Below are 17,788 nucleotides of genomic sequence, written 5' to 3'. Positions count from 1 at the left end.
TTGCGCTGTTTGACCCCCGTCAAAGGGGCGCGGAGCGGCATTGCTAGTCTGCATCGCAACCCGCAGAGGAGCCGCAGATGCCGACCATGAAAGCCGCAATCGTCAAGCAATTCGGCAAGCCATTGGTGATCGAGGACGTGCCGATGCCGCAGCCCGGTCCCGGCGAGGTTCTGGTCAAGGTCAAGGCCTGCGGCGTCTGTCACACTGATCTGCATGCGGCCTCGGGTGACTGGCCCGTGAAGCCGGTTCCGCCCTTCATTCCCGGCCACGAGGCTGCCGGCATCGTCGCCGCGCTCGGGGCCGGCGTGAAGAATCTGAAGGTGGGGGACGCCGTCGGCGTCGCCTGGCTGCACGATGCCTGCATGGCTTGCGAATATTGCGAGACCGGCTGGGAGACCCTGTGCGAGCACCAGCACAACACCGGCTACAGCGTCAACGGCGGCTTCGCCGAATATGTCATCGCCTCGGCTGCCTTTGCGGCAAAGCTGCCGGCAAACGTCGATTTCGCCGCCATCGCGCCGATCCTGTGCGCCGGCGTCACCACCTACAAGGGCTTGAAGGAGACCGAGGCCAAGCCTGGCGAGTGGGTGGTGATCTCAGGCGTCGGCGGGCTCGGTCATGTCGCGATCCAGTACGCCAAGGCAATGGGGCTGAAGGTCGCCGCCGTCGACATCGCCGAAGACAAGCTCGCGCTGGCGCGCGAGACCGGCGCCGATCTCGCGGTCAATGCGCTCGCGGACGGCGCGGTGGACAAGGTGCTGACGGCGACCGGCGGCGGGGCGCACGGCGTGCTGGTGACGGCGGTCTCGACCGCCGCGTTCGGCCAGGCGCTGAAGATGGTGCGGAGGAAGGGCACCGTCAGTCTCGTCGGCCTGCCGCCGGGCGAATTCCCGACGCCGATCTTCGACGTCGTGCTCAAGCGCATCACGGTGCGCGGCTCCATCGTCGGCACGCGGCGCGACCTGGATGAGGCCGTCGCCTTCGCAGCGGACGGCAAGGTCAAGGCCGAGGTGACCAAGGTGCCGCTGGCGCAGATCAACGACGTCTTCGAGCGGATGAAGGCCGGCAAGATCGACGGCCGCATGGTGCTCGATTTCGGCTAACGCGCGGCGAGCAGAGCGTGACCCGGCCAACGAAGATCGTCTTTCTCGGCGCCAGCAGCGCATCCTTCGGGATGAGCATGTTCCGGGACCTGTTCTCGAGCCGCGATCTCTCAGGTTCAACACTGACTCTGGTCGGACGTAACGTCGACCGGCTCAGCCGGTCGACGCAGCTCGCGAAGCTGCTCAACGAGAAATCCGGCGCCGGCTATGCCATCGAGGCCACGACGGATTGGCACGCGGCGCTCGACGGCGCCGAGTTCGTCGTGCATTCCACCGCGATCGATCGTAACCGACTGTGGCGGCTCGATTTCGAGATTCCGCGCAAGTTCGGCATCCGCCATACGCTGGGCGAGAACGGTGGGCCCGGCGGTCTGTTCTTCACGTTGCGGACCTTGCCGGTGGTGTTCGACTTCGTGCGCGAGATGGAGCGCCGCTGCCCGCGCGCGACCTTCATCAACTTCTCCAATCCGGAAAGCCGCATCATCCTGGCGCTCGGGCGGTACAGCAGGATTCGCAGCGTCGGCCTCTGCCACGGAATATTCCTTGCCCGCGAGAATGTCGCCCGAATTTTGGGGATGCGAAAAGACCAGGTGGATGTGTGGGGTGCAGGCCTCAATCATTTCCAGTGCCTGACCGAAATTCGGGATCGCGAGACGGGCGAGGACCTCTATCCGCTGTTGCGTGAGAAGGAGCGGGATTTCGATCCCACCTTCTCACCCCTGACGCGGAAGTTGTTGCATGCCTTCGGCTACTGGCTCGGATGCGGGGATGGTCACGTTGGCGAGTATCTCTCGTTCGGCTGGGAGGCCGGCGAGGCTGGCTACAATTACGACTGGGACGAGAGCGAACGGGCGAAACTGACGAGGCTGATCGATGACGTGCTCGCAGGCCAGGCCGAGGTCCCGGATTGGTGGTCGGCGCCCTCAGGGGAGCGTGCGACCAGCATCATCGCCGCCATCGTTCACAACCGGAGGCAACTCATCGAGTCCGCCGTCATCTACAATCAACAGGTGATCCCGAACCTGCCGGCCGATGCCGCGGTCGAGGTGCCGGTGGTGGCCGATATCGCAGGCATCCACCCGGTCTCGCTCGGGCCGTTGCCCGACGCCGTGGCCAAGCTGATGACGGTCCAGGTTCAGGTTCAGCAGATGGCTGTGGAAGCGGCGATGCATGCCTCGAAGGAAATGGCGCTGCAAGCGTTGCTGCTCGACCCCGTCATCCAATCCGAGGAGGCGGCGCGGGGCCTGCTTGATGAGCTGTGGGAGATCAACCGGCCTTATATCCGGGCGTGCATTTGAGCCGCCGACCAGTCTCGGCGCGCCCAATCTCACGCCGGCGGCATGCCGGCAAATTTCGTCAGGTCGGAGTCAAGACAATCCCAGTCGTGGCCGCGCGCGGCGAAAGTGACCACCTGCGGCTTGTAGCGGGCGGGCTCGTCGAGGCTTCCGGCGCGGATCGTGAAGACATCGGGCTGTGCCGCGAAGGTCATATAGACGGCCACGCCGCATTGTGGGCAGAAGCTGCGCCTCTTCACGTTGCCGCTGTCGGCGACCATGTCCCAATGCCTGGCTTCGCCGGTGAGCGTGACGCCTGTCCGCGCGAACGTCGCGTAGGAGCCATGGCCGCTGCCACTTTCCCGCTGACAGTCCCGGCACTGACAATGATTGCTGAACAGGGGCTCACCCAGAATCGAATAGCGGATCGCGCCGCAGGCGCAGCCGCCGGTATAGGGCTTGTCCATGATGATGCGTCCTTACTCGTCTTCGCCGGAGATGGCGTCGAGTCGCTGCAGCACCTTGACCCAGCCGTCGCTCATGTTGCGATAAGCGGTATCGTTCTTCGGTGTCACGAAGCCCGAATGCACCACGCGCACGCGCGTGCCTGCTTCAACCGGTGTGAGCGACCAGGTGACGACGGTGTCGAGCGCCGAGCCGTAACCGGTATTGCTCTCGTCGCCGCCCTTCCAGGCGTAGGCAAGACGCTGGTTCGGCACGACCTCCAGGACCCGGCAATGGATCGTGCCGTCCCACGCGCCGGCCGGATTGGTCTTGAAGGTGAAGGCGTTGCCCACGACCGCCTCGAAGCCTGTCGGCGGCATCAGCCAGCGCGCGACCAATTGGGCGCTGGTCAGCGCCTTCCAGATCGTCGCGACGGCGTGCGGGAAGACCTCGTCGATGACGATGTCTTGAGTTTGGACCTTGGAAACAACTGCACTCACGGATCGATCTCCTTCAACAGGTCACGCAGGTTCTGGAAACGCTCGCGCCAGAACACGCCGTAATGGTCCATCCAGGTGACCAGCGGCTCGAGCCCCTGCGGCGCGGCACGGTAATAGACGTTGCGGCCCTCGGCGCGCTCGGCGACGAGACCCGCCTGCTTCAGCGACTTCAGGTGCTGCGAGACCGCGCCCTGGGTCACGCCGCTGCCCCGCGTCAGCTCCGCGACGCTGATCTCCTTGCTCTCGAACAAGCGCTCGAATACGGCCCGCCGCGTCGGATCGGCGAGGGCACGCATCACGGTGGTGACGGGGTTGGGAGCGGCTTCGGTCATGAAATTCAATTAGTGTATGCTAATACATTAGTCAACACTAATCCATTGGGCCTGGCCTCATCCAGCTCTGGACTTGACAATGACTGACTAGTCAGTCAGAAATTACCAATGATGACCAAGTTGACCAAGCCCGCCAAACCGTCTCCTCCGCGTGGAGACCGTCCGTCCACGATCCGCGGAGAGCTGCCCGCCTCGAACCGCGCTACGCGCGCGGCCGAGCGGCGCGCGGCGATCGTCGAGGCGGCGATGGAGGAGTTCATCGCCCGCGGCTTTGCCGCAACGCGGCTCGACGACATCGCCAAGCGTGCCGGTGTCGCCAAGGGCACGATCTATCTGCACTTCAAGGACAAGGAATCGATGTTCGAGGAGCTGGTGCGCGTCGTGATCGTGCCGGTCGTGGCGCGGCTGACTGCGCTGCCGCCGCCGACCGGCTCGGTGCGCGACCTCATCGAGGCCTTTGCCGGCAACTTCCTGAAAGAGGTCATCGGCACCAGGCGCGGCGATCTGGTGCGGCTGATCGTGGCGGAGGGGCCGCGCTTTCCGGCCGTCGCCGACTTCTACTACCGCGAGGTCGTCTCGCGCGGCATCGCCGCCATGCGCGGGCTGATCGAGCTCGGCATTGCCCGCGGCGAGATCCGCCAGCACGATCTCGCGCGCTATCCGCAGATCCTGGTCGCACCGGCGATGATCGCGGTGATCTGGCAGAGCCTGTTTGCGCGGCATGCGCCGCTCGACGCACAGGACATGCTGCGCGTCCATCTCGATTTGATCTTTGGCGAACGGAGGACGACATGAGGTCGTCGCGCGCATTTTTCAGTATTGCATTGGCTGTCGTGTTCGCGACCTCGCTTGCCGGGTGCAAGGAGAAGCGCGAGCCCGGCTTCCAGGGCTGGGTCGAGGCCGACATGATCTTCGTCAGTCCGGACGAAGCGGGGCGGGTCACGAAGCTCAATGTCCGCGAGGGCGACGAGGTCAAGGTCGGCGACGCCCTCTATTCCGTCGACGACGATCTCCAGCGCGCCGATCTCAACCAGCAAAAGGCGACGCTGGCGAACGCGCAGCAGACCTATGATCGCGCGGCCTCGCTGAGCAAGACCGGGTCGGGCACGCAGGCCAATCTCGACTCCGCCGTGTCCGCATTGCGTGTAGCAGAAGCGCGGGTGGCGACGTCGGAGACGCGGATGGCGCGACGTAAGGGCTTTGCGCCCGTTGCCGGTACCATCCAGCAGATCTATTTCCGCGAGGGGGAGATGGTGGCGGCGCAGCGGCCGGTGCTGTCGATCATGCCGCCCGGCAACATGAAGCTGCGCTTCTTCGTGCCGGAGACGGCGCTGCCGAAGCTTGCGATCGGCGATACGGTGCGCGTCTCCTGCGACAATTGCGCGGCCGATCTCACCGCAAAGATCTATTTCATCGCGACCTCGGCCGAATACACCCCGCCTGTCATCTACAGCCTCGATGAGCGCAGCAAGCTGGTCTATCTGATCCAGGCGCGGCCCTCGCGCCCCGACGCGCTGCGGGTCGGCCAGCCGATCGACGTCTATCTCAACCCCAAGACTCCGGTGGCGGACAAGCGATGAAGGGCGGCAACGGCATCGCCATCGACGTCAAGGGCCTGAGCAAATCGTTCGGCGGCCGCGAGGTCGTGCACGATCTGTCGATGCAGGTGAGGCGCGGCTCGATCTACGGATTCCTCGGGCCGAACGGCTCGGGCAAGACCACGACCATCCGCATCCTCTGCGGGCTGCTCACGCCTGACAGCGGCGAGGGCACCTGCCTCGGCTACGATATCCGCCGCGATTCCGAGAAGATCAAGCGCCAGGTCGGCTACATGACCCAGCGCTTCAGCCTGTACCAGGATCTGTCGGTGCGCGAGAATCTGGAATTCGTGGCGCGGCTCTATGGTCTGGCCGACGCGCGCGGCGCCGCCCGCGACATGGTCAAGCGGCTCGGGCTCTCAGGGCGCGAGGGGCAGCTTGCGGGCGAGCTCTCCGGCGGCTGGAAACAGCGCTTGGCGCTCGGAGCCTGCACGCTGCCCAATCCACAATTATTGCTGCTCGACGAGCCCACCGCCGGCGTCGACCCCAAGGCGCGGCGCGATTTCTGGAACGAGATCCATGCACTCGCCGCCGAGGGCCTCACCGTGCTGGTTTCGACCCATTACATGGACGAGGCCGAGCGCTGCCACGAGATCGCCTACATCGCCTACGGCCACTTGCTGGCGCGCGGGACCGTGGACGAGGTGATCGCGAAGTCCGCGCTGACGACCTACACCGTCACCGGCGAGCTGGGCGGCCTCACGGCCGAGCTCGAGGGCAAGCCCGGGGTGGACATGGTGGCGCCGTTCGGCACCTCGCTGCACGTGTCCGGCCGCGACGTTGCCGCGCTCGAGGCCAGCGTCGCGCCTTGGCGCGAGAAGAGTGGCCTGCACTGGCAGAAATCGCATCCATCGCTGGAAGATGTCTTCATCGAACTGATGAACCGCTCAAGGGACAATTTCCAATGAGCACCGTCCAGGCAACCGGGCCCGAACCGGACATCCGCGACCGCTTCGGCTTCTGGCGCCGCACCTATGCCATGATGGCGAAGGAGTTCATTCAGCTTCGGCGGGATCGCGTCTCGTTCGCGATGATCGTGGCGATCCCGGTGATGCAGCTTCTGTTGTTCGGCTATGCCATCAACACCACGCCGCACCATCTGCCGAGCGCGGTGCTCATTCAGGAGGAATCCGATCTTGCCCGCTCGGTCCTGAAAGCGCTGGAGAATACCGCCTACTTCCGCTTCGTCTACGAAGTGCACGACGTGGACGATTTCGACAACCTGTTGAAGTCCGGCAAGGTGCTGTTCGGCGTCGAAATCCCGCGCGGCTTCGAACGGGCGGTGCGGCGTGGCGACAAGCCGGCGCTGCTGGTCGCCGCCGACGCCACCGATCCGGTCGCTGCAAGCTCCGCACTCGGCTCGCTCGGGATGCTCGTGCAGACCGCTCTGCGGCACGATCTGCATATCGGCGATGCGCCGGCGCTGCCGTTCGAGATCCGGGCGCATGCACGCTACAATCCGGCTGCGGAATCACGGCTCAACATCGTGCCGGGACTGGTCGGCACCATCCTTACCATGACCATGCTGATCTTCACGGCGCTGTCGGTGACGCGCGAGATTGAACGCGGCACCATGGAAAGCCTGCTGTCGATGCCGATCAAGCCGGTCGAGGTCATGCTCGGCAAGATCATTCCCTACATCCTGGTCGGCTTCATTCAAGCCTTCCTGATCGTCAATATCGGAGTGTTCCTGTTCGGTGTGCCGGTGCTCGGCAATCTGCTCCTGCTGGCGGCACTCTCGACCCTCTTCATCGCCGCAAATCTCGCGATTGGCTACACGTTCTCCACCATCGCGCAGAATCAGCTGCAGGCGATACAGATGTCGTTCATGTTCTTTCTACCGAGCATATTGCTGTCCGGCTTCATGTTCCCGTTCGCGGGCATGCCGGCCTGGGCGCAATATGTCGGCGAATGCCTGCCGCTCACCCATTATCTGCGCATCGTCCGCGCCATCATGCTGAAGGGCGCGACCATGCAGAATCTGCACTTCGACACGCTGGCGCTGGCGGCTTTGATGCTGCTCGCCATGACCATCGCCGTGACGCGCTTCCGCCGTACGCTGGATTGAGGCACAATGGCTCTTGAAAGTCATTCCGGGGCACGCGAAGCGTGAACCCGGAATCTCGAGATTCCGGGTTCGATGCTGTCGCATCGCCCCGGAATGACAAGGGGGGATGATGGTTCGTTTTGCGAGCAGGAGGACACGGCAGCACGCCGTGCTATCGGAGGATTTCGAGCGCGAGCTGACGCGGGAGGTGCTGCGCACCGAGCTGCTGCGGGTGCGGGCGCTGATCGCGACGGGCTGCGTCATGTTGCTGCTGCTCACCGCGATCTATCTGATCGACCCCGGCGTGGTGAACCGGGTCTGGCGTGGAACGAAAGGCATCTTCGAGGTCTACGGTCTCCTGGCCGGCTTCATCCTGTTCGAGGTCTGGGTTCATACCCAGATCAGGAAGAACCTCCGGCTCGATCGCGACCTGCCGGTGGTCAGGCGCTATATCGGCACGCTGATCGAGACCTCGCTGCCCACGGTGATCCTGGTCCTGCAGACCAGGACCATGGGCGCAAGCCAGGCGATCGGCTTCGCCGTGCCGCTGATGTACTTCATCTTCGTCATCCTATCGACCCTGCGGCTCGACTTCTGGCTCTCGGCGTTCACGGGTTTCGTCGCCGCGGCCGGACTTTTCTCCGTCGCGCTACTCTACAACGCGGCCGACGAGACCGGCGAACCGCTGATCTATTTCCACGCCGTGCGCAGCATCGTCATCCTGATCTGCGGCGTGCTGGCGGGCGCCGTCGGCGCCCAGCTGCGCCGCCAGTTCGCCGCCAGCATTGCGGCGGCGACCGCGCGCGACCGGGTGACGAACCTGTTCGGCCAGCACGTCTCTCCGCAGGTGGTGGAAAGGCTGATGGCGGCGGGCACCGGCGGGGGCGGCGACGTCCGCCGCGTCGCCGTGATGTTCGTCGATTTCCGCGGCTTCACCGCCGGCGCGCAATCGCGCAGCCCGCAGGAGGTGGTCGACCGGCTCGACGGCGCCTTTGCGGTGCTGGTCGACATCCTCGACCGTCACGGCGGCATCGTGAACAAGTTCCTCGGCGACGGCTTCCTCGCCTTGTTCGGTGCGCCGCTGGAGGCCTCTGACGCCGCGCAGCGGGCGGTTGCTGCCGGCCGCGAGATGCTGCAAGCGATGGATATCATCAACGCGCAGACCAGCTGGCCGCTGCGCATCGGCATCGGCATTCATTTCGGCGAGGTCGTCGCCGGCAATATCGGCTCGCCCCGGCGCAAGGAGTATACAGTCATCGGCGACACCGTGAACTTCGCCTCGCGGCTGGAGGCGCTGAACAAGGAGTTCGGCTCGCAGCTGTTGATCTCCGCGACCGTGCGCGAGGCGGTGGGCGAGGCCGGCAGCGATGCCGTCGCGCTCGGCGAGGTCGAGGTGCGCGGCTATGCGCAGAAGGTGCCGGTGTTTCAGCTGGGCTAGCGCTGCTTCTGACTGACGTCCGACACATCATTGCGATTGCTCCGATTGCACCGAATTTTGGGGCATGACGAGCGATATCGCGGGCTTGTAGACTGCCGGCGATGCGGCCGGCTATTGGCCGCGACTTGCATGGGGAAGTGACGATGCAGCGCCGCTACATCACCGTCGACGTGTTCACCGACCGCGCCTTCGGCGGCAACCAGCTCGCCGTGGTGCTCGACGCCGGCGGGCTGACGACGGCTCAGATGCAGGCGATCGCAACCGAATTCAACTATTCCGAGACCACCTTCGTGCTGCCGCCGCGCGACAAGGCCAATGATGCGCAGGTGCGCATCTTCACGCCGGTGCAGGAGATTGCCTTTGCGGGCCATCCCAATGTCGGCACCGCCTTCGTGCTCGCCGCGATGGCGAAGGAGCCGAAGCCGCGCCTGCTGTTCGAGGAGAAGGCCGGGCTCGTGCCCGTCGACGTCGTGAGAGAGCAGGGCCGGGTGACCAGAACCGAGCTGACCGCGCCGCAGCCGCTGGAGCGGCTTTCACGGCTGTCGGCTGCCGAAGCCGCGAGCTGCATCTCGCTCGGCGCGGACGACATCAAGACGGACCATCACGAGGCTCAGATCGTCACCGTCGGTAACGCGTTTCTGGTGATGGAGCTGCATTCGCGCGAGGCGCTGAAGCGCGCGCGGCCCGATGCGGCAGCCTACGGCAAGCTGTTGCCGCGTGATGGCGCCCGCTCGGTCTGGTTCTATACGCGCGACGTGCCCGCGGCGGAGGCGCCCTGCGATCGCCAGGCGCGGATGTTCATGCGCGGCGCCAGCGGCCTCGTCGAGGACCCCGCCACCGGCAGCGCGACCGTCGCCGCCGCCGCGCTGTTCGCCGATCTCGATCCCGTGCGCGACGGCGAGCTCAAGCTCACCGTCGGCCAGGGTTTCGACATGGGCCGGCCGAGCCTGCTGCTGACGCGCGTGCGCAAGCAGGGCGGCAAGATCGTCTCCGCCCATGTCGGCGGACAATCCGTGCAGATGATGGAAGGAACGTTCAGGCTCGCGGGTGAAGGGTAATTTGTCATTCCGGGGCGCGACGACGTCGCGAACCCGGAATCCATCGGGTCGCAGAGTTGGTGGATGAATGGATTCCGGGCTCGCGACGTCGTCGCGCCCCGGAATGACGGCGGCAACTACACCTGCCGTCCCGCCAGATTCTTCACCGTCACCCCATCGCGTTCCTCGATGATCTCCGCGATCATCTGGCGGTGGCAATGGGTATGGTCGCGTTCGTAGCAGAGCAGGCACACCGGACCCGCCTTCTTCACCAGCGCCGAGAGCTCGTCCATCGCTTCCCTGGCTTCGGGCGCCTTCAGGTGCTTTGAGAAGATCTTCTCGAGCGCGTCGTACTGTCCGCTGCGGGCGGCGAGGCGACCTTCCTTCGGCGTGCCGAGCGCGGCGAGGTGGACATAGGCGATGCCGCGTTCGTCCAGCCCTGCCGCAAGCTGCTTCTTGGAAAAGCCGGGCCGGCGCGATGACGTCACCGCGCGCACGTCGACCACGAGCTTGACGCCGGCCTCTTCCAGCTCGTCCAGCACCGCCTTGGGCGGCGTCTGCTCATAGCCGATGGTGAACAGCTTTTTCGCCTTTGCCATGGGTCCCTCAACTCACCCGCGCGATCAATTCCATGGCACCGGCCGGTGCGCGCACCTTGCCCTCGTGAATGACGTAAGCGAACACGTCGCGCGGCTCCTTCTTCGGCCTGGCTTTGTCGACTTTCGGCAGGTCGTCCGGTTCACCGCCCGACGCCCAGGCCTGCAAGCGTTCGGCCCAGGCATCGAGCTGCTTCGGCGGGTAGCAGGTCTTGATCTCGTCATTGCCTTTCTGAAGCCGGGCATAGACGAAATCGCCGGCAACATCGGCGATGGCGGGATATTTGCCGTGCTCGGCGAACACGACGGGCGTCTCGAACTCGCGGATCAGCGCCACGAAATCCGGCGTGCAGAAACTGTCGTGGCGGACCTCGACGACGTGGCGCAGTGCGCGCCCCTCGAGCTTGCGCGGCAGCAGCTCCAGGAACTTGCCGAAATCGGCGCCGTCGAATTTCTTGGTCGGCGCGAACTGCCACAGCACCGGCCCGAGATGGTCGCCGAGTTCCAGCACGCCGGAATCATAGAACCGCTTGATGGAATCGCCCGCTTCCGCCAGCACGCGGCGATTGGTGGCAAAGCGCGGACCCTTCACCGAGAACACGAAGCCTTCGGGCACCTCGCTCGCCCATTTGCGAAAGCTCTCCGGCTTCTGCGAGCCGTAATAGGTGCCGTTGATCTCGATCGAGGTCAGCTTCGAGGCGGCATAAGACAGCTCCTTCGCCTGCGCCAGCTTCTCCGGATAGAACACGCCGCGCCAGGGCTCGAAGGTCCAGCCGCCGACGCCGATGAAGATGTCGCCGGATTTTTTGGACGCGGTTTTTGCTTTGGCCACGGAGGATCTCGCATCGACGGGGAGGGAAGACGTCATCCTAGTCAAACGAGATGTGATTGGCCAGTTCTCGCCGCCGGTCTAAGCTCGGCAGTGCGATCTGCGAACAAGGAGAACAAGATGCGGATGCTGGGAGCGGCGCTCATCATGATGACATCTGCCGCCATGATGTCCCCGGTCATGGCGGATGACGACGATGCCAAGGGCGCGCAGAAGCTCGCCCAGCAGGGCCGCGACGATTACTGGCATTGCCTGGCGCGGGAATATTCGCGCGACAGCAATCAGGGAATGACGGAGCAGGATTTTGGCCGCTCGGTCGCGGGCGCCTGTCGGTCGGAGCGGCAATATTACCGGGTGGCGCTGCTCGACTATCTCACCACGCAATATCCTGACATCGATGCCGGCGCCCATCTCGCGACCGCGAACAGGGCGGTCGAATCCGCGCAGAAGGACATCGTGACGGCCTTCGTCAAGCACAGGCCACCGGCGAAGTAGGGCCGTGGCCCTTCCGGCTCCGCGCGCATCCGTGATATCACTGGCCGCATCTGGAACAGGGATGGGTGTCCATGGCGTCTGAATCGGTGGGGGGCATTTTGGGCGCGATCGTTGCCGCTATCGTGCTTGCGGTTGCCGTCGTGTTCGGGCCGATCGGCCAGTACGGTAAGCCGCCCAAACCGGCGAAAGCCGAGCCGGCCCCGACTGCGGCACCCGCAGCCCCCGCCGCGCCCGCCCCGCGCGGCCCGATCATCCGGGAAGTGCCGAACCAGTAAGGCTCATAATTCCGGTTTCCGGCCCCTTGCGGAGCAGTCCTGTCCTTCCTATCTTGCTTGTAACGGTGCCGTTGAGCGAAAACTCCGGCGCTGGAACGACCTTGGAATAGCTTGGGCTTGCGCCGGATGTACGCGCGGCCCGCCGTTCCGGGGTCGTTGGCATTTTTGGGCCCCTTTTGTGAGGCCTTTCCCACAGACCTCCCGGCTTGGCAGCGCAGGATGCGGCAGATATACGCTGCCGTCATGAACGAAGCGATCAGACCGGGCTCCGACATTCCGCAGCAGGCTCACGAGGGCCCGGAACTGTCGGTCATTGTCCCGACCTTCAACGAGCGTGACAACGTCACGGTGCTGTACCGGCGCCTGGAGGCGACGCTCGTCAACGTCGCCTGGGAGGTCGTGTTCGTCGACGACAATTCACCCGACGGCACCTGGGACGTTGTGCGCGCGCTGGCGCAGCAGGACAGCCGCGTCCGCTGTGTCCGCCGCATCGGCCGCCGCGGTCTGTCAGGCGCCTGCATCGAGGGCATCCTGGCATCCAGCGCGCCCTACGTCGCCGTGATCGATGCCGACCTCCAGCACGACGAGACGCAGCTGCCGAAGATGCTGCTCTTGCTCGCGAGCGACCAAGCCGACCTCGTGGTCGGCAGCCGCTACATCGAGGGCTACAAGAGCGAAGGCTTCAACAAGCAGCGCGCCGGCGCCAGCGCGCTGGCGACCGAGGTCGCAAGGAAGATGCTCCGGGTCGAGATCGCCGATCCCATGAGCGGCTTCTTCATGATCCGCCGCGACCGCTTCGAGCAGCTCGCGCCAAAACTGTCCGTGCACGGCTTCAAGATCCTGCTCGACATCGTGGCAACCGCGCACGGCAGCTTGCGGGCAATCGAGATTCCCTACACTTTCGGTGCGCGCCAACACGGGGAGAGCAAGCTCGATTCCATGGTCGCGCTCGACTTCCTCGGTCTCGTCTTCGCCAAGCTGACCAACGACGTCGTATCGCTGCGTTTCATCCTGTTCGCGATGGTCGGCGGCATCGGCCTCGTGGTGCATCTGACCACGCTGTTCATCGCGCTTCGCCTGTTCAACGCGCCGTTCGCGGAGGCGCAGGCCGCCGGCGCCGTCGTCGCCATGACCAGCAATTTCATTCTCAACAATTTCCTCACCTATCGCGATCAGCGGCTGAAGGGATTTGCGCTGCTGCGCGGCCTGATCGCCTTCTACATCGTCTGCAGCGTCGGCCTGCTCGCCAATGTCGGCGTTGCCTTCTCGGTGTATGACCAGGAGCCGATCTGGTGGCTGGCCGGCATGGCCGGAGCGCTGATGGGTGTGGTGTGGAATTACGCGATGTCCGGACTGTTCGTCTGGCGCAAGAAATAGCGCGATATGGGCGGGGCTGACGCGCGGATCGTCCGCAACGGCGCGCTGCTGATCCTCGCGCTGGTCGGCTTACGGCTCGTCGCGGCCGCGTTGACGCCGATCACCTTCGACGAAGCCTATTACTGGATGTGGTCGAAGAACCTGGCCGGGGGCTATTACGACCACCCGCCGATGGTCGCCTACGTGATCCGGGCCGGCACCATGATCGCCGGCGATACCGAGCTCGGCGTCCGCCTCGTCTCGATCCTGCTGGCGCTGCCGATGAGCTATGCGATCTACCGCTCCGCGGCGATCCTGTTCGGCGGGGTGCGCGTCGCGGCGACCAGCGCCGTCCTGCTCAACGTGACGCTGCTGGCCGCCGTCGGCACGCTGATCGTGACGCCGGATGCACCGCTGCTGGTCGCATCCAGCTTCGTGCTGTTCTTCCTCGCCAAGGTGCTGGAGACCGGCCGCGGCATCTGGTGGCTCGCGGTCGGGGCGGCCGTCGGCGCGGCGCTGCTGTCGAAATATACCGCGATGTTCTTTGGCGCTGGCATCCTGATCTGGCTCGCTTTCGTGCCGAAGCTGCGGCGCTGGTTTCTCTCGCCCTGGCCCTATCTCGGCGGCCTCGTTGCGCTGGCGTTGTTCGCGCCGGTGATCCTCTGGAATGCGGACCATCAATGGGTCTCGTTCGCAAAACAGCTCGGCCGTGCCAGGATCGAGGACTTCCGCCCGGTCTTCATCGCCGAGCTGATCCCGACCCAGATCGCGTTCGCGACCCCGCTGGTCTTCATCCTCGGCGCGATGGGCCTGCACGCGCTGACCTGGCAGCGCGCCGGCGCGCTGGCCTCGCGCGTGCTGATCGAGGCGATGTTCTGGACCATCGTCGCCTATTTCGTCTGGCATTCGCTGCATGCCCGTGTCGAGGCCAACTGGTTCGCGCCCGTCTATCCGCCCTTTGTCATTGCTGCCGCGGCCGCCGCCAACCTCGTGCAGTGGAAGCCGCGTGCACGGCGCCTCGTCGATTTCTGCCTGCGCTGGGCCGCGCCTGTGGGCATCGTAATGTTCGCAGCCTTGATCGTGCAGGCCAACACCGGCTGGCTCTCGGGCTATCGCCGCGACGCCACCGTGCGCAGCGTCGGTGTCGGCTGGCGCGAGCTCGCCGCGGGAATCGAGGAGGTGCGCACGCGCCATGGCGCGAGCTGCGTGCTCGCGCAGGACTACGGCACCACGGGGTGGCTCGCTTTCTATTTGCCGCGCGGCACCTGCGTGCTGCAGCAGAACCAGCGCATCCGCTGGGTCAACATGGCCGAGCCCGATCCAAAGCTGCTCGCCGGCAAGCTGCTCTATGTCGACGAGCTGCGTCCCGGCGGCCACCCCTTCCTCAACGATCGCTTCGCGAAGGTCACGCAGGTTGCGCAATTGCAGCGCAAGCGCGGGCCGCTCGTGGTCGAGACCTACAGCGTCGACCTGCTGGAGGGCGCCAAGGGCGACGTGCTCGACCGCTCGCCGCCGCCGGAAGCTCGATAGGTTCAGTCGATCATCTCGGCTCTGGCCGCAGCCTGGCCCGGGCCGCTCTGATCGCGCCAGAACCACACCGTCACGACGGCTGAACGGCCGCGGACCTGAGCGAGCAGGGGGCCCGACAGAACGCCGTCGGGAGCGCCGTGGAAGTCGGCCGCATCCAGCAGCGTATCGCTGAGCGCGAGCCGCGCACCGTTCCGGGCGGCAACCTCCATCAGGCGGCTCGCGACATTGACGGTGTCGCCGGTTGCGGTGATGTGCTGGTGGCTTTCGCCGAGGCGCGATGCGACGATCTCGCCGCAATGCGCGCCGATCTTGAAACCGAGCCGATTGCCGATGGCCGATGGCAGCGAGGCGATCCAGCGGTCGACGCTGCGATGCAGGTCGATCGCGCATTTCAGCGCGCGCGCCGAATCATCGGGCATCGCACCCGGAAGTCCGAACAGGATCATGGCGCCGTCGCCGAGAAAGCCCGTGATCGTGCCGCCGCAATCGACCGCGATCCTGTCGATCAGCGCGTGAAACGCCTTCAGAAGATTCCTGACTTCGTCCGGATCAATCCGCTCGCTCAGACCCGTGAAACCGGAGAGATCGATGAAGACCACGGCTGCGTTTTGCCGAACCGGCTTCGACAGGAAGTTCGGGTCGCGCGCCAGCCATTCCTGCACTGCAGGCGACTGCAACCGGGCAAGCGACCTGCTCTTGGCGGCGAGATATTGCGTGCGGCGGCCTCCGGCCCACAGCTGCACACCGGCAAAGATCGCAACCGGCGGCACTGCGGCGGCAAGTGTGGTTGCCGCATTCAGCCAGACGCCATGGGTGAACGCGAACGCATTGAGGCCGGCCCAGGCGACCATCAAAGCGGCGGCGGCCGCGATGCCGAGCGCGCTGCGGCGCCAGGCGAGCAGGCCGACCAGCAGCATCGGCAGCAGGATCGCGGTGAGCGCTTCAGTGATGCGGACCCTGCGGTCGCGCACGATGCCGTCGCCGGCGACGAGATGCGTGATCGCCGTCGAGATCACCTCGACGCCGGGCATCAGGGAGTCGAACGGCGTCGGGAAGAAGTCGCCGCCGCCGGCGACCGAGGCGCCGATCACGACGATCCGGTTCTCGATCGCGGCGCGGTCGAGCGTGCCGTCGAAAATGCTCTGCGCGCTGACGGTGCGAATCGTCCGCCGTGGGCCGTAGAAGGTGATCGGCAGCGCGAAGTCGCTGTCGGTCGGCACCACGCGCTCACCCAGCCTTAGATGGTCCGGCGCGACCGTCAGCGGCTCGTCGAGCGCGCGGGCGGCAACGCGCAACGGGAACGACAACTCGACCTTGTCGCGTGTCCGGAACAGCATCGGCACCGAGAGCGGCGAGCCGGATTGTCCTGTCGCGACATTGACCACACCGACCTCGGCGTGATCGGCGAAGGCGGGCAGGGGCTGCAGGAAGCGCTCGGCCTGCGGCAGCACGGCGAGGGGACCGTCTTCGCTGACGGATGTCACGGTTTCGCTGTCGGAGGGGAAGATCGCCGCGGCGGCAAGCACCATGGGGCCGGTGGCGAGCGTGTTGGCCAGCGTGGCGTCGCCGATCGCGGCGCTGCGGTCGACCAGCAGGAGATCGATCGCGACCACCTTCGGCTTGAACTGCACGATGGTGTCGACGACCCGGGCGAGGTCGGCGCGCGGCAACGGATAGCTGCCGCCGCGTTTCACCACGGTATCGTCGATCGCAACGATGGTGACGAGATCGGGCGGCCGCTGCACGCCGCGAACCTGGGTTCGCCAATCGGTCAGCGTGGCTTCGAGGCGGTCGAGAAAGCGCAGATGCCCGTAGGCGTGCGCGGCATAGATGCCCGCACCCCACAGCGCGGTGAGGACGAGTGCCACCAGGATCTGAACGCGTCTAGCCACTATGAACTGCAATCTTCTTTGTTCTGAGTCGTATCGGCCAATAGGTCCTACTGGCCGAGCCTTGCCATCAGCGCGTCGACGCGCGGCTGGCCCCACGTCTTGACGGTCAACGGGCCGCTCGCTTCCACGTCGACGCCTTCGCCGGGGCCCAGAACGACGCCGCGCCCACGGGACCTGCGGCTGACGCCGACGCGGCCATCAGCGACGAAGACGGAGGTCCTGGCCTCGGCGACATCGACGGCCCATCTGGTGCCGCGCACCGCGGCGATCGCCTGCGGCGTCAGCACCTTGAAGGCATTGCCCCGGGGCTTCCTCGGCACCTCGACCAGCAGCGCTTTGCTGCTCAATTCGACGGAGTCTATATGTCCGTCGCGGTTGGCGTCCTTTAGTTCAAATCGGGCGCCGTTTTCTGCGACGATGGTGATGCCGCTGCCGCAGCGCCAGACTTGTGTGCCTGCGGTGGATGGCGCTGCCGTGCAGCCCGCATTGGCAGCAGGCTGCGCAATTGCACAGCCGATCAACAGAAACGACCACGCTACGGCGAAATACCCCGCGCGCGCGAATCCACTCATGCCAGCCTCCGTTTGCGTGCTTGGCACAGTTCAAGGCGATGTTGATACGGTACCGTATCACGCGCAGAGGCTGCTGAAAAGTGCCGCTCTGCCAGCTATTTCCCTGCCGCGGCATTGTCCAGTCCGGCGCGATCAAATTTCGGTCAGGGAAGACCGGTGCGACGTCAGTTGCGCTGCACGACGCGTGATGGCGTGAGCGGCCCAACGCGGCCGCCAAGCGAGCCAAGCAGAGAGGCGGAGGGGCGCATGCACGGCAGCCTCGCGCAATGCTTCCCCGTCATCATCCGGGCATTGAAGACCACGAAAAGGACTTGGTTGGATGTGCTTAAAGGGGCGACCGGAGAAGTTCGCAGAATGCGCCGATCCGGCCGAGAATGATGGTTAACAGACGCGCCTAAGTCCGTAATTCTGCGGGCTTTTTTCCCAGAATGAGACAGCGTTGACGAGCCGCCTCACATCTGCCCGAACTT

At 65.3% G+C, this 17,788-nt stretch carries 19 protein-coding genes; 12 read left to right on the top strand and 7 right to left on the bottom strand.

Annotated elements, in window-relative coordinates; all coding sequences use genetic code 11:
* The first annotated feature begins 77 nt into the window (after nt 1–77).
* Complete coding sequence (adhP, locus tag K410_RS0124490; protein ID WP_028137311.1) at nt 78–1,103, top strand: alcohol dehydrogenase AdhP; 1,026 nt, start codon at nt 78–80, stop codon at nt 1,101–1,103.
* A 17-nt stretch (nt 1,104–1,120) separates the two neighbouring features.
* The gene (locus tag K410_RS0124485) at nt 1,121–2,401 is read left to right on the top strand and encodes a family 4 glycosyl hydrolase (RefSeq protein ID WP_028137310.1); all 1,281 of its coding nucleotides are present in this window, start codon (nt 1,121–1,123) and stop codon (nt 2,399–2,401) included.
* A gap of 29 nt (nt 2,402–2,430) precedes the next feature.
* Here K410_RS0124485 and K410_RS0124480 read toward each other — a convergent pair whose 3' ends face one another.
* From K410_RS0124480 to K410_RS0124470, 3 genes are read right to left on the bottom strand one after another with little or no spacing between them, the layout of a single operon-like run.
* Nucleotides 2,431–2,844, bottom strand: a complete 414-nt coding sequence (locus tag K410_RS0124480) for a GFA family protein (RefSeq protein ID WP_028137309.1) — start codon at nt 2,842–2,844, stop codon at nt 2,431–2,433.
* A gap of 12 nt (nt 2,845–2,856) precedes the next feature.
* The gene (locus K410_RS0124475; protein WP_028137308.1) at nt 2,857–3,321 is read right to left on the bottom strand and encodes an SRPBCC family protein; all 465 of its coding nucleotides are present in this window, start codon (nt 3,319–3,321) and stop codon (nt 2,857–2,859) included.
* Nucleotides 3,318–3,653, bottom strand: a complete 336-nt coding sequence (locus K410_RS0124470) for an ArsR/SmtB family transcription factor (protein WP_028137307.1) — start codon at nt 3,651–3,653, stop codon at nt 3,318–3,320. Before K410_RS0124470 ends, K410_RS0124475 begins: the two co-directional genes overlap by 4 nt.
* Before the next feature lie 108 nt (nt 3,654–3,761).
* Here K410_RS0124470 and K410_RS0124465 point away from each other — a divergent pair, with 108 nt between their 5' ends.
* The 6 genes from K410_RS0124465 to K410_RS0124440 all read left to right on the top strand — a co-directional run bounded on the left by K410_RS0124465 (nt 3,762) and on the right by K410_RS0124440 (nt 9,794).
* Nucleotides 3,762–4,448: a TetR/AcrR family transcriptional regulator gene (locus K410_RS0124465; protein ID WP_028137306.1), complete on the top strand. Its 687-nt coding sequence runs from the start codon at nt 3,762–3,764 to the stop codon at nt 4,446–4,448.
* Nucleotides 4,445–5,233 carry an HlyD family secretion protein gene (locus tag K410_RS0124460; RefSeq protein ID WP_028137305.1) on the top strand — a complete coding sequence of 263 codons (789 nt, stop codon included), beginning with the start codon at nt 4,445–4,447 and terminating at the stop codon, nt 5,231–5,233. The genes K410_RS0124465 and K410_RS0124460 overlap by 4 nt, the downstream gene beginning before the upstream one ends.
* Nucleotides 5,230–6,159, top strand: a complete 930-nt coding sequence (locus K410_RS0124455) for an ABC transporter ATP-binding protein (protein ID WP_028137304.1) — start codon at nt 5,230–5,232, stop codon at nt 6,157–6,159. The genes K410_RS0124460 and K410_RS0124455 overlap by 4 nt, the downstream gene beginning before the upstream one ends.
* Nucleotides 6,156–7,319: an ABC transporter permease gene (locus tag K410_RS0124450; RefSeq protein WP_028137303.1), complete on the top strand. Its 1,164-nt coding sequence runs from the start codon at nt 6,156–6,158 to the stop codon at nt 7,317–7,319. Before K410_RS0124455 ends, K410_RS0124450 begins: the two co-directional genes overlap by 4 nt.
* A 109-nt stretch (nt 7,320–7,428) precedes the next feature.
* Nucleotides 7,429–8,736, top strand: a complete 1,308-nt coding sequence (locus K410_RS0124445) for an adenylate/guanylate cyclase domain-containing protein (RefSeq protein WP_028137302.1) — start codon at nt 7,429–7,431, stop codon at nt 8,734–8,736.
* A gap of 143 nt (nt 8,737–8,879) precedes the next feature.
* On the top strand, nt 8,880–9,794 hold the full coding sequence (locus K410_RS0124440) for a PhzF family phenazine biosynthesis protein (protein WP_028137301.1): 915 nt from the start codon (nt 8,880–8,882) through the stop codon (nt 9,792–9,794).
* A 116-nt stretch (nt 9,795–9,910) separates the two neighbouring features.
* On the opposite strand, the gene K410_RS0124435 is transcribed toward K410_RS0124440, so the two are convergent.
* Together K410_RS0124435 and K410_RS0124430 are read right to left on the bottom strand one after the other, a co-directional pair.
* Nucleotides 9,911–10,372: a DUF488 domain-containing protein gene (locus K410_RS0124435; protein WP_028137300.1), complete on the bottom strand. Its 462-nt coding sequence runs from the start codon at nt 10,370–10,372 to the stop codon at nt 9,911–9,913.
* Nucleotides 10,373–10,379: 7 nt separating this feature from the next.
* Complete coding sequence (locus K410_RS0124430; RefSeq protein WP_028137299.1) at nt 10,380–11,201, bottom strand: DUF72 domain-containing protein; 822 nt, start codon at nt 11,199–11,201, stop codon at nt 10,380–10,382.
* A 117-nt stretch (nt 11,202–11,318) separates the two neighbouring features.
* On the opposite strand from K410_RS0124430, the gene K410_RS0124425 reads away from it, so the two are divergent.
* From K410_RS0124425 to K410_RS0124410, 4 genes are all read left to right on the top strand, one after another.
* Nucleotides 11,319–11,693 carry a hypothetical protein gene (locus K410_RS0124425; protein WP_028137298.1) on the top strand — a complete coding sequence of 125 codons (375 nt, stop codon included), beginning with the start codon at nt 11,319–11,321 and terminating at the stop codon, nt 11,691–11,693.
* A 71-nt stretch (nt 11,694–11,764) separates the two neighbouring features.
* Entirely contained in the window at nt 11,765–11,968 is a 204-nt protein-coding gene (locus K410_RS0124420) for a hypothetical protein (protein WP_028137297.1), read from the top strand.
* A gap of 243 nt (nt 11,969–12,211) precedes the next feature.
* Nucleotides 12,212–13,345, top strand: a complete 1,134-nt coding sequence (locus K410_RS0124415; protein ID WP_028137296.1) for a glycosyltransferase family 2 protein — start codon at nt 12,212–12,214, stop codon at nt 13,343–13,345.
* A 6-nt stretch (nt 13,346–13,351) separates the two neighbouring features.
* A complete protein-coding gene (locus K410_RS0124410) occupies nt 13,352–14,854 on the top strand; it encodes a glycosyltransferase family 39 protein (protein ID WP_028137295.1) in 1,503 nt (500 codons plus the stop codon).
* A gap of 2 nt (nt 14,855–14,856) precedes the next feature.
* On the opposite strand, the gene K410_RS0124405 is transcribed toward K410_RS0124410, so the two are convergent.
* Nucleotides 14,857–16,746, bottom strand: a complete 1,890-nt coding sequence (locus K410_RS0124405; protein ID WP_028137294.1) for a CHASE2 domain-containing protein — start codon at nt 16,744–16,746, stop codon at nt 14,857–14,859.
* A 47-nt stretch (nt 16,747–16,793) separates the two neighbouring features.
* Entirely contained in the window at nt 16,794–17,318 is a 525-nt protein-coding gene (locus K410_RS0124400) for a FecR domain-containing protein (RefSeq protein ID WP_028137293.1), read from the bottom strand.
* Nucleotides 17,319–17,788 lie beyond the last annotated feature (470 nt).

This window comes from Bradyrhizobium sp. 22 (genome assembly GCF_000482425.1).
GTDB classification, from domain to species: Bacteria; Pseudomonadota; Alphaproteobacteria; order Rhizobiales; family Xanthobacteraceae; genus Bradyrhizobium; species Bradyrhizobium japonicum_B.
Note: the sequence above shows the minus strand (reverse complement) of the source record. Positions and strands in the feature narration are given on the sequence as shown.

What these genes read in the sequence shown, in the direction of transcription:
- K410_RS0124445 (WP_028137302.1), top strand. Translation starts at nt 7,429, where the DNA reads ATGGTTCGTTTTGCGAGCAGGAGGACACGGCAGCACGCCGTGCTATCG.
- K410_RS0124415 (WP_028137296.1), top strand. Translation starts at nt 12,212, where the DNA reads ATGAACGAAGCGATCAGACCGGGCTCCGACATTCCGCAGCAGGCTCAC.
- K410_RS0124410 (WP_028137295.1), top strand. Translation starts at nt 13,352, where the DNA reads ATGGGCGGGGCTGACGCGCGGATCGTCCGCAACGGCGCGCTGCTGATC.
- K410_RS0124470 (WP_028137307.1), bottom strand. Translation starts at nt 3,653, where the DNA reads ATGACCGAAGCCGCTCCCAACCCCGTCACCACCGTGATGCGTGCCCTC.
- K410_RS0124420 (WP_028137297.1), top strand. Translation starts at nt 11,765, where the DNA reads ATGGCGTCTGAATCGGTGGGGGGCATTTTGGGCGCGATCGTTGCCGCT.
- K410_RS0124440 (WP_028137301.1), top strand. Translation starts at nt 8,880, where the DNA reads ATGCAGCGCCGCTACATCACCGTCGACGTGTTCACCGACCGCGCCTTC.
- K410_RS0124400 (WP_028137293.1), bottom strand. Translation starts at nt 17,318, where the DNA reads ATGAGTGGATTCGCGCGCGCGGGGTATTTCGCCGTAGCGTGGTCGTTT.
- K410_RS0124425 (WP_028137298.1), top strand. Translation starts at nt 11,319, where the DNA reads ATGCGGATGCTGGGAGCGGCGCTCATCATGATGACATCTGCCGCCATG.
- adhP (WP_028137311.1), top strand. Translation starts at nt 78, where the DNA reads ATGCCGACCATGAAAGCCGCAATCGTCAAGCAATTCGGCAAGCCATTG.
- K410_RS0124455 (WP_028137304.1), top strand. Translation starts at nt 5,230, where the DNA reads ATGAAGGGCGGCAACGGCATCGCCATCGACGTCAAGGGCCTGAGCAAA.
- K410_RS0124480 (WP_028137309.1), bottom strand. Translation starts at nt 2,844, where the DNA reads ATGGACAAGCCCTATACCGGCGGCTGCGCCTGCGGCGCGATCCGCTAT.
- K410_RS0124460 (WP_028137305.1), top strand. Translation starts at nt 4,445, where the DNA reads ATGAGGTCGTCGCGCGCATTTTTCAGTATTGCATTGGCTGTCGTGTTC.
- K410_RS0124435 (WP_028137300.1), bottom strand. Translation starts at nt 10,372, where the DNA reads ATGGCAAAGGCGAAAAAGCTGTTCACCATCGGCTATGAGCAGACGCCG.
- K410_RS0124450 (WP_028137303.1), top strand. Translation starts at nt 6,156, where the DNA reads ATGAGCACCGTCCAGGCAACCGGGCCCGAACCGGACATCCGCGACCGC.
- K410_RS0124465 (WP_028137306.1), top strand. Translation starts at nt 3,762, where the DNA reads ATGATGACCAAGTTGACCAAGCCCGCCAAACCGTCTCCTCCGCGTGGA.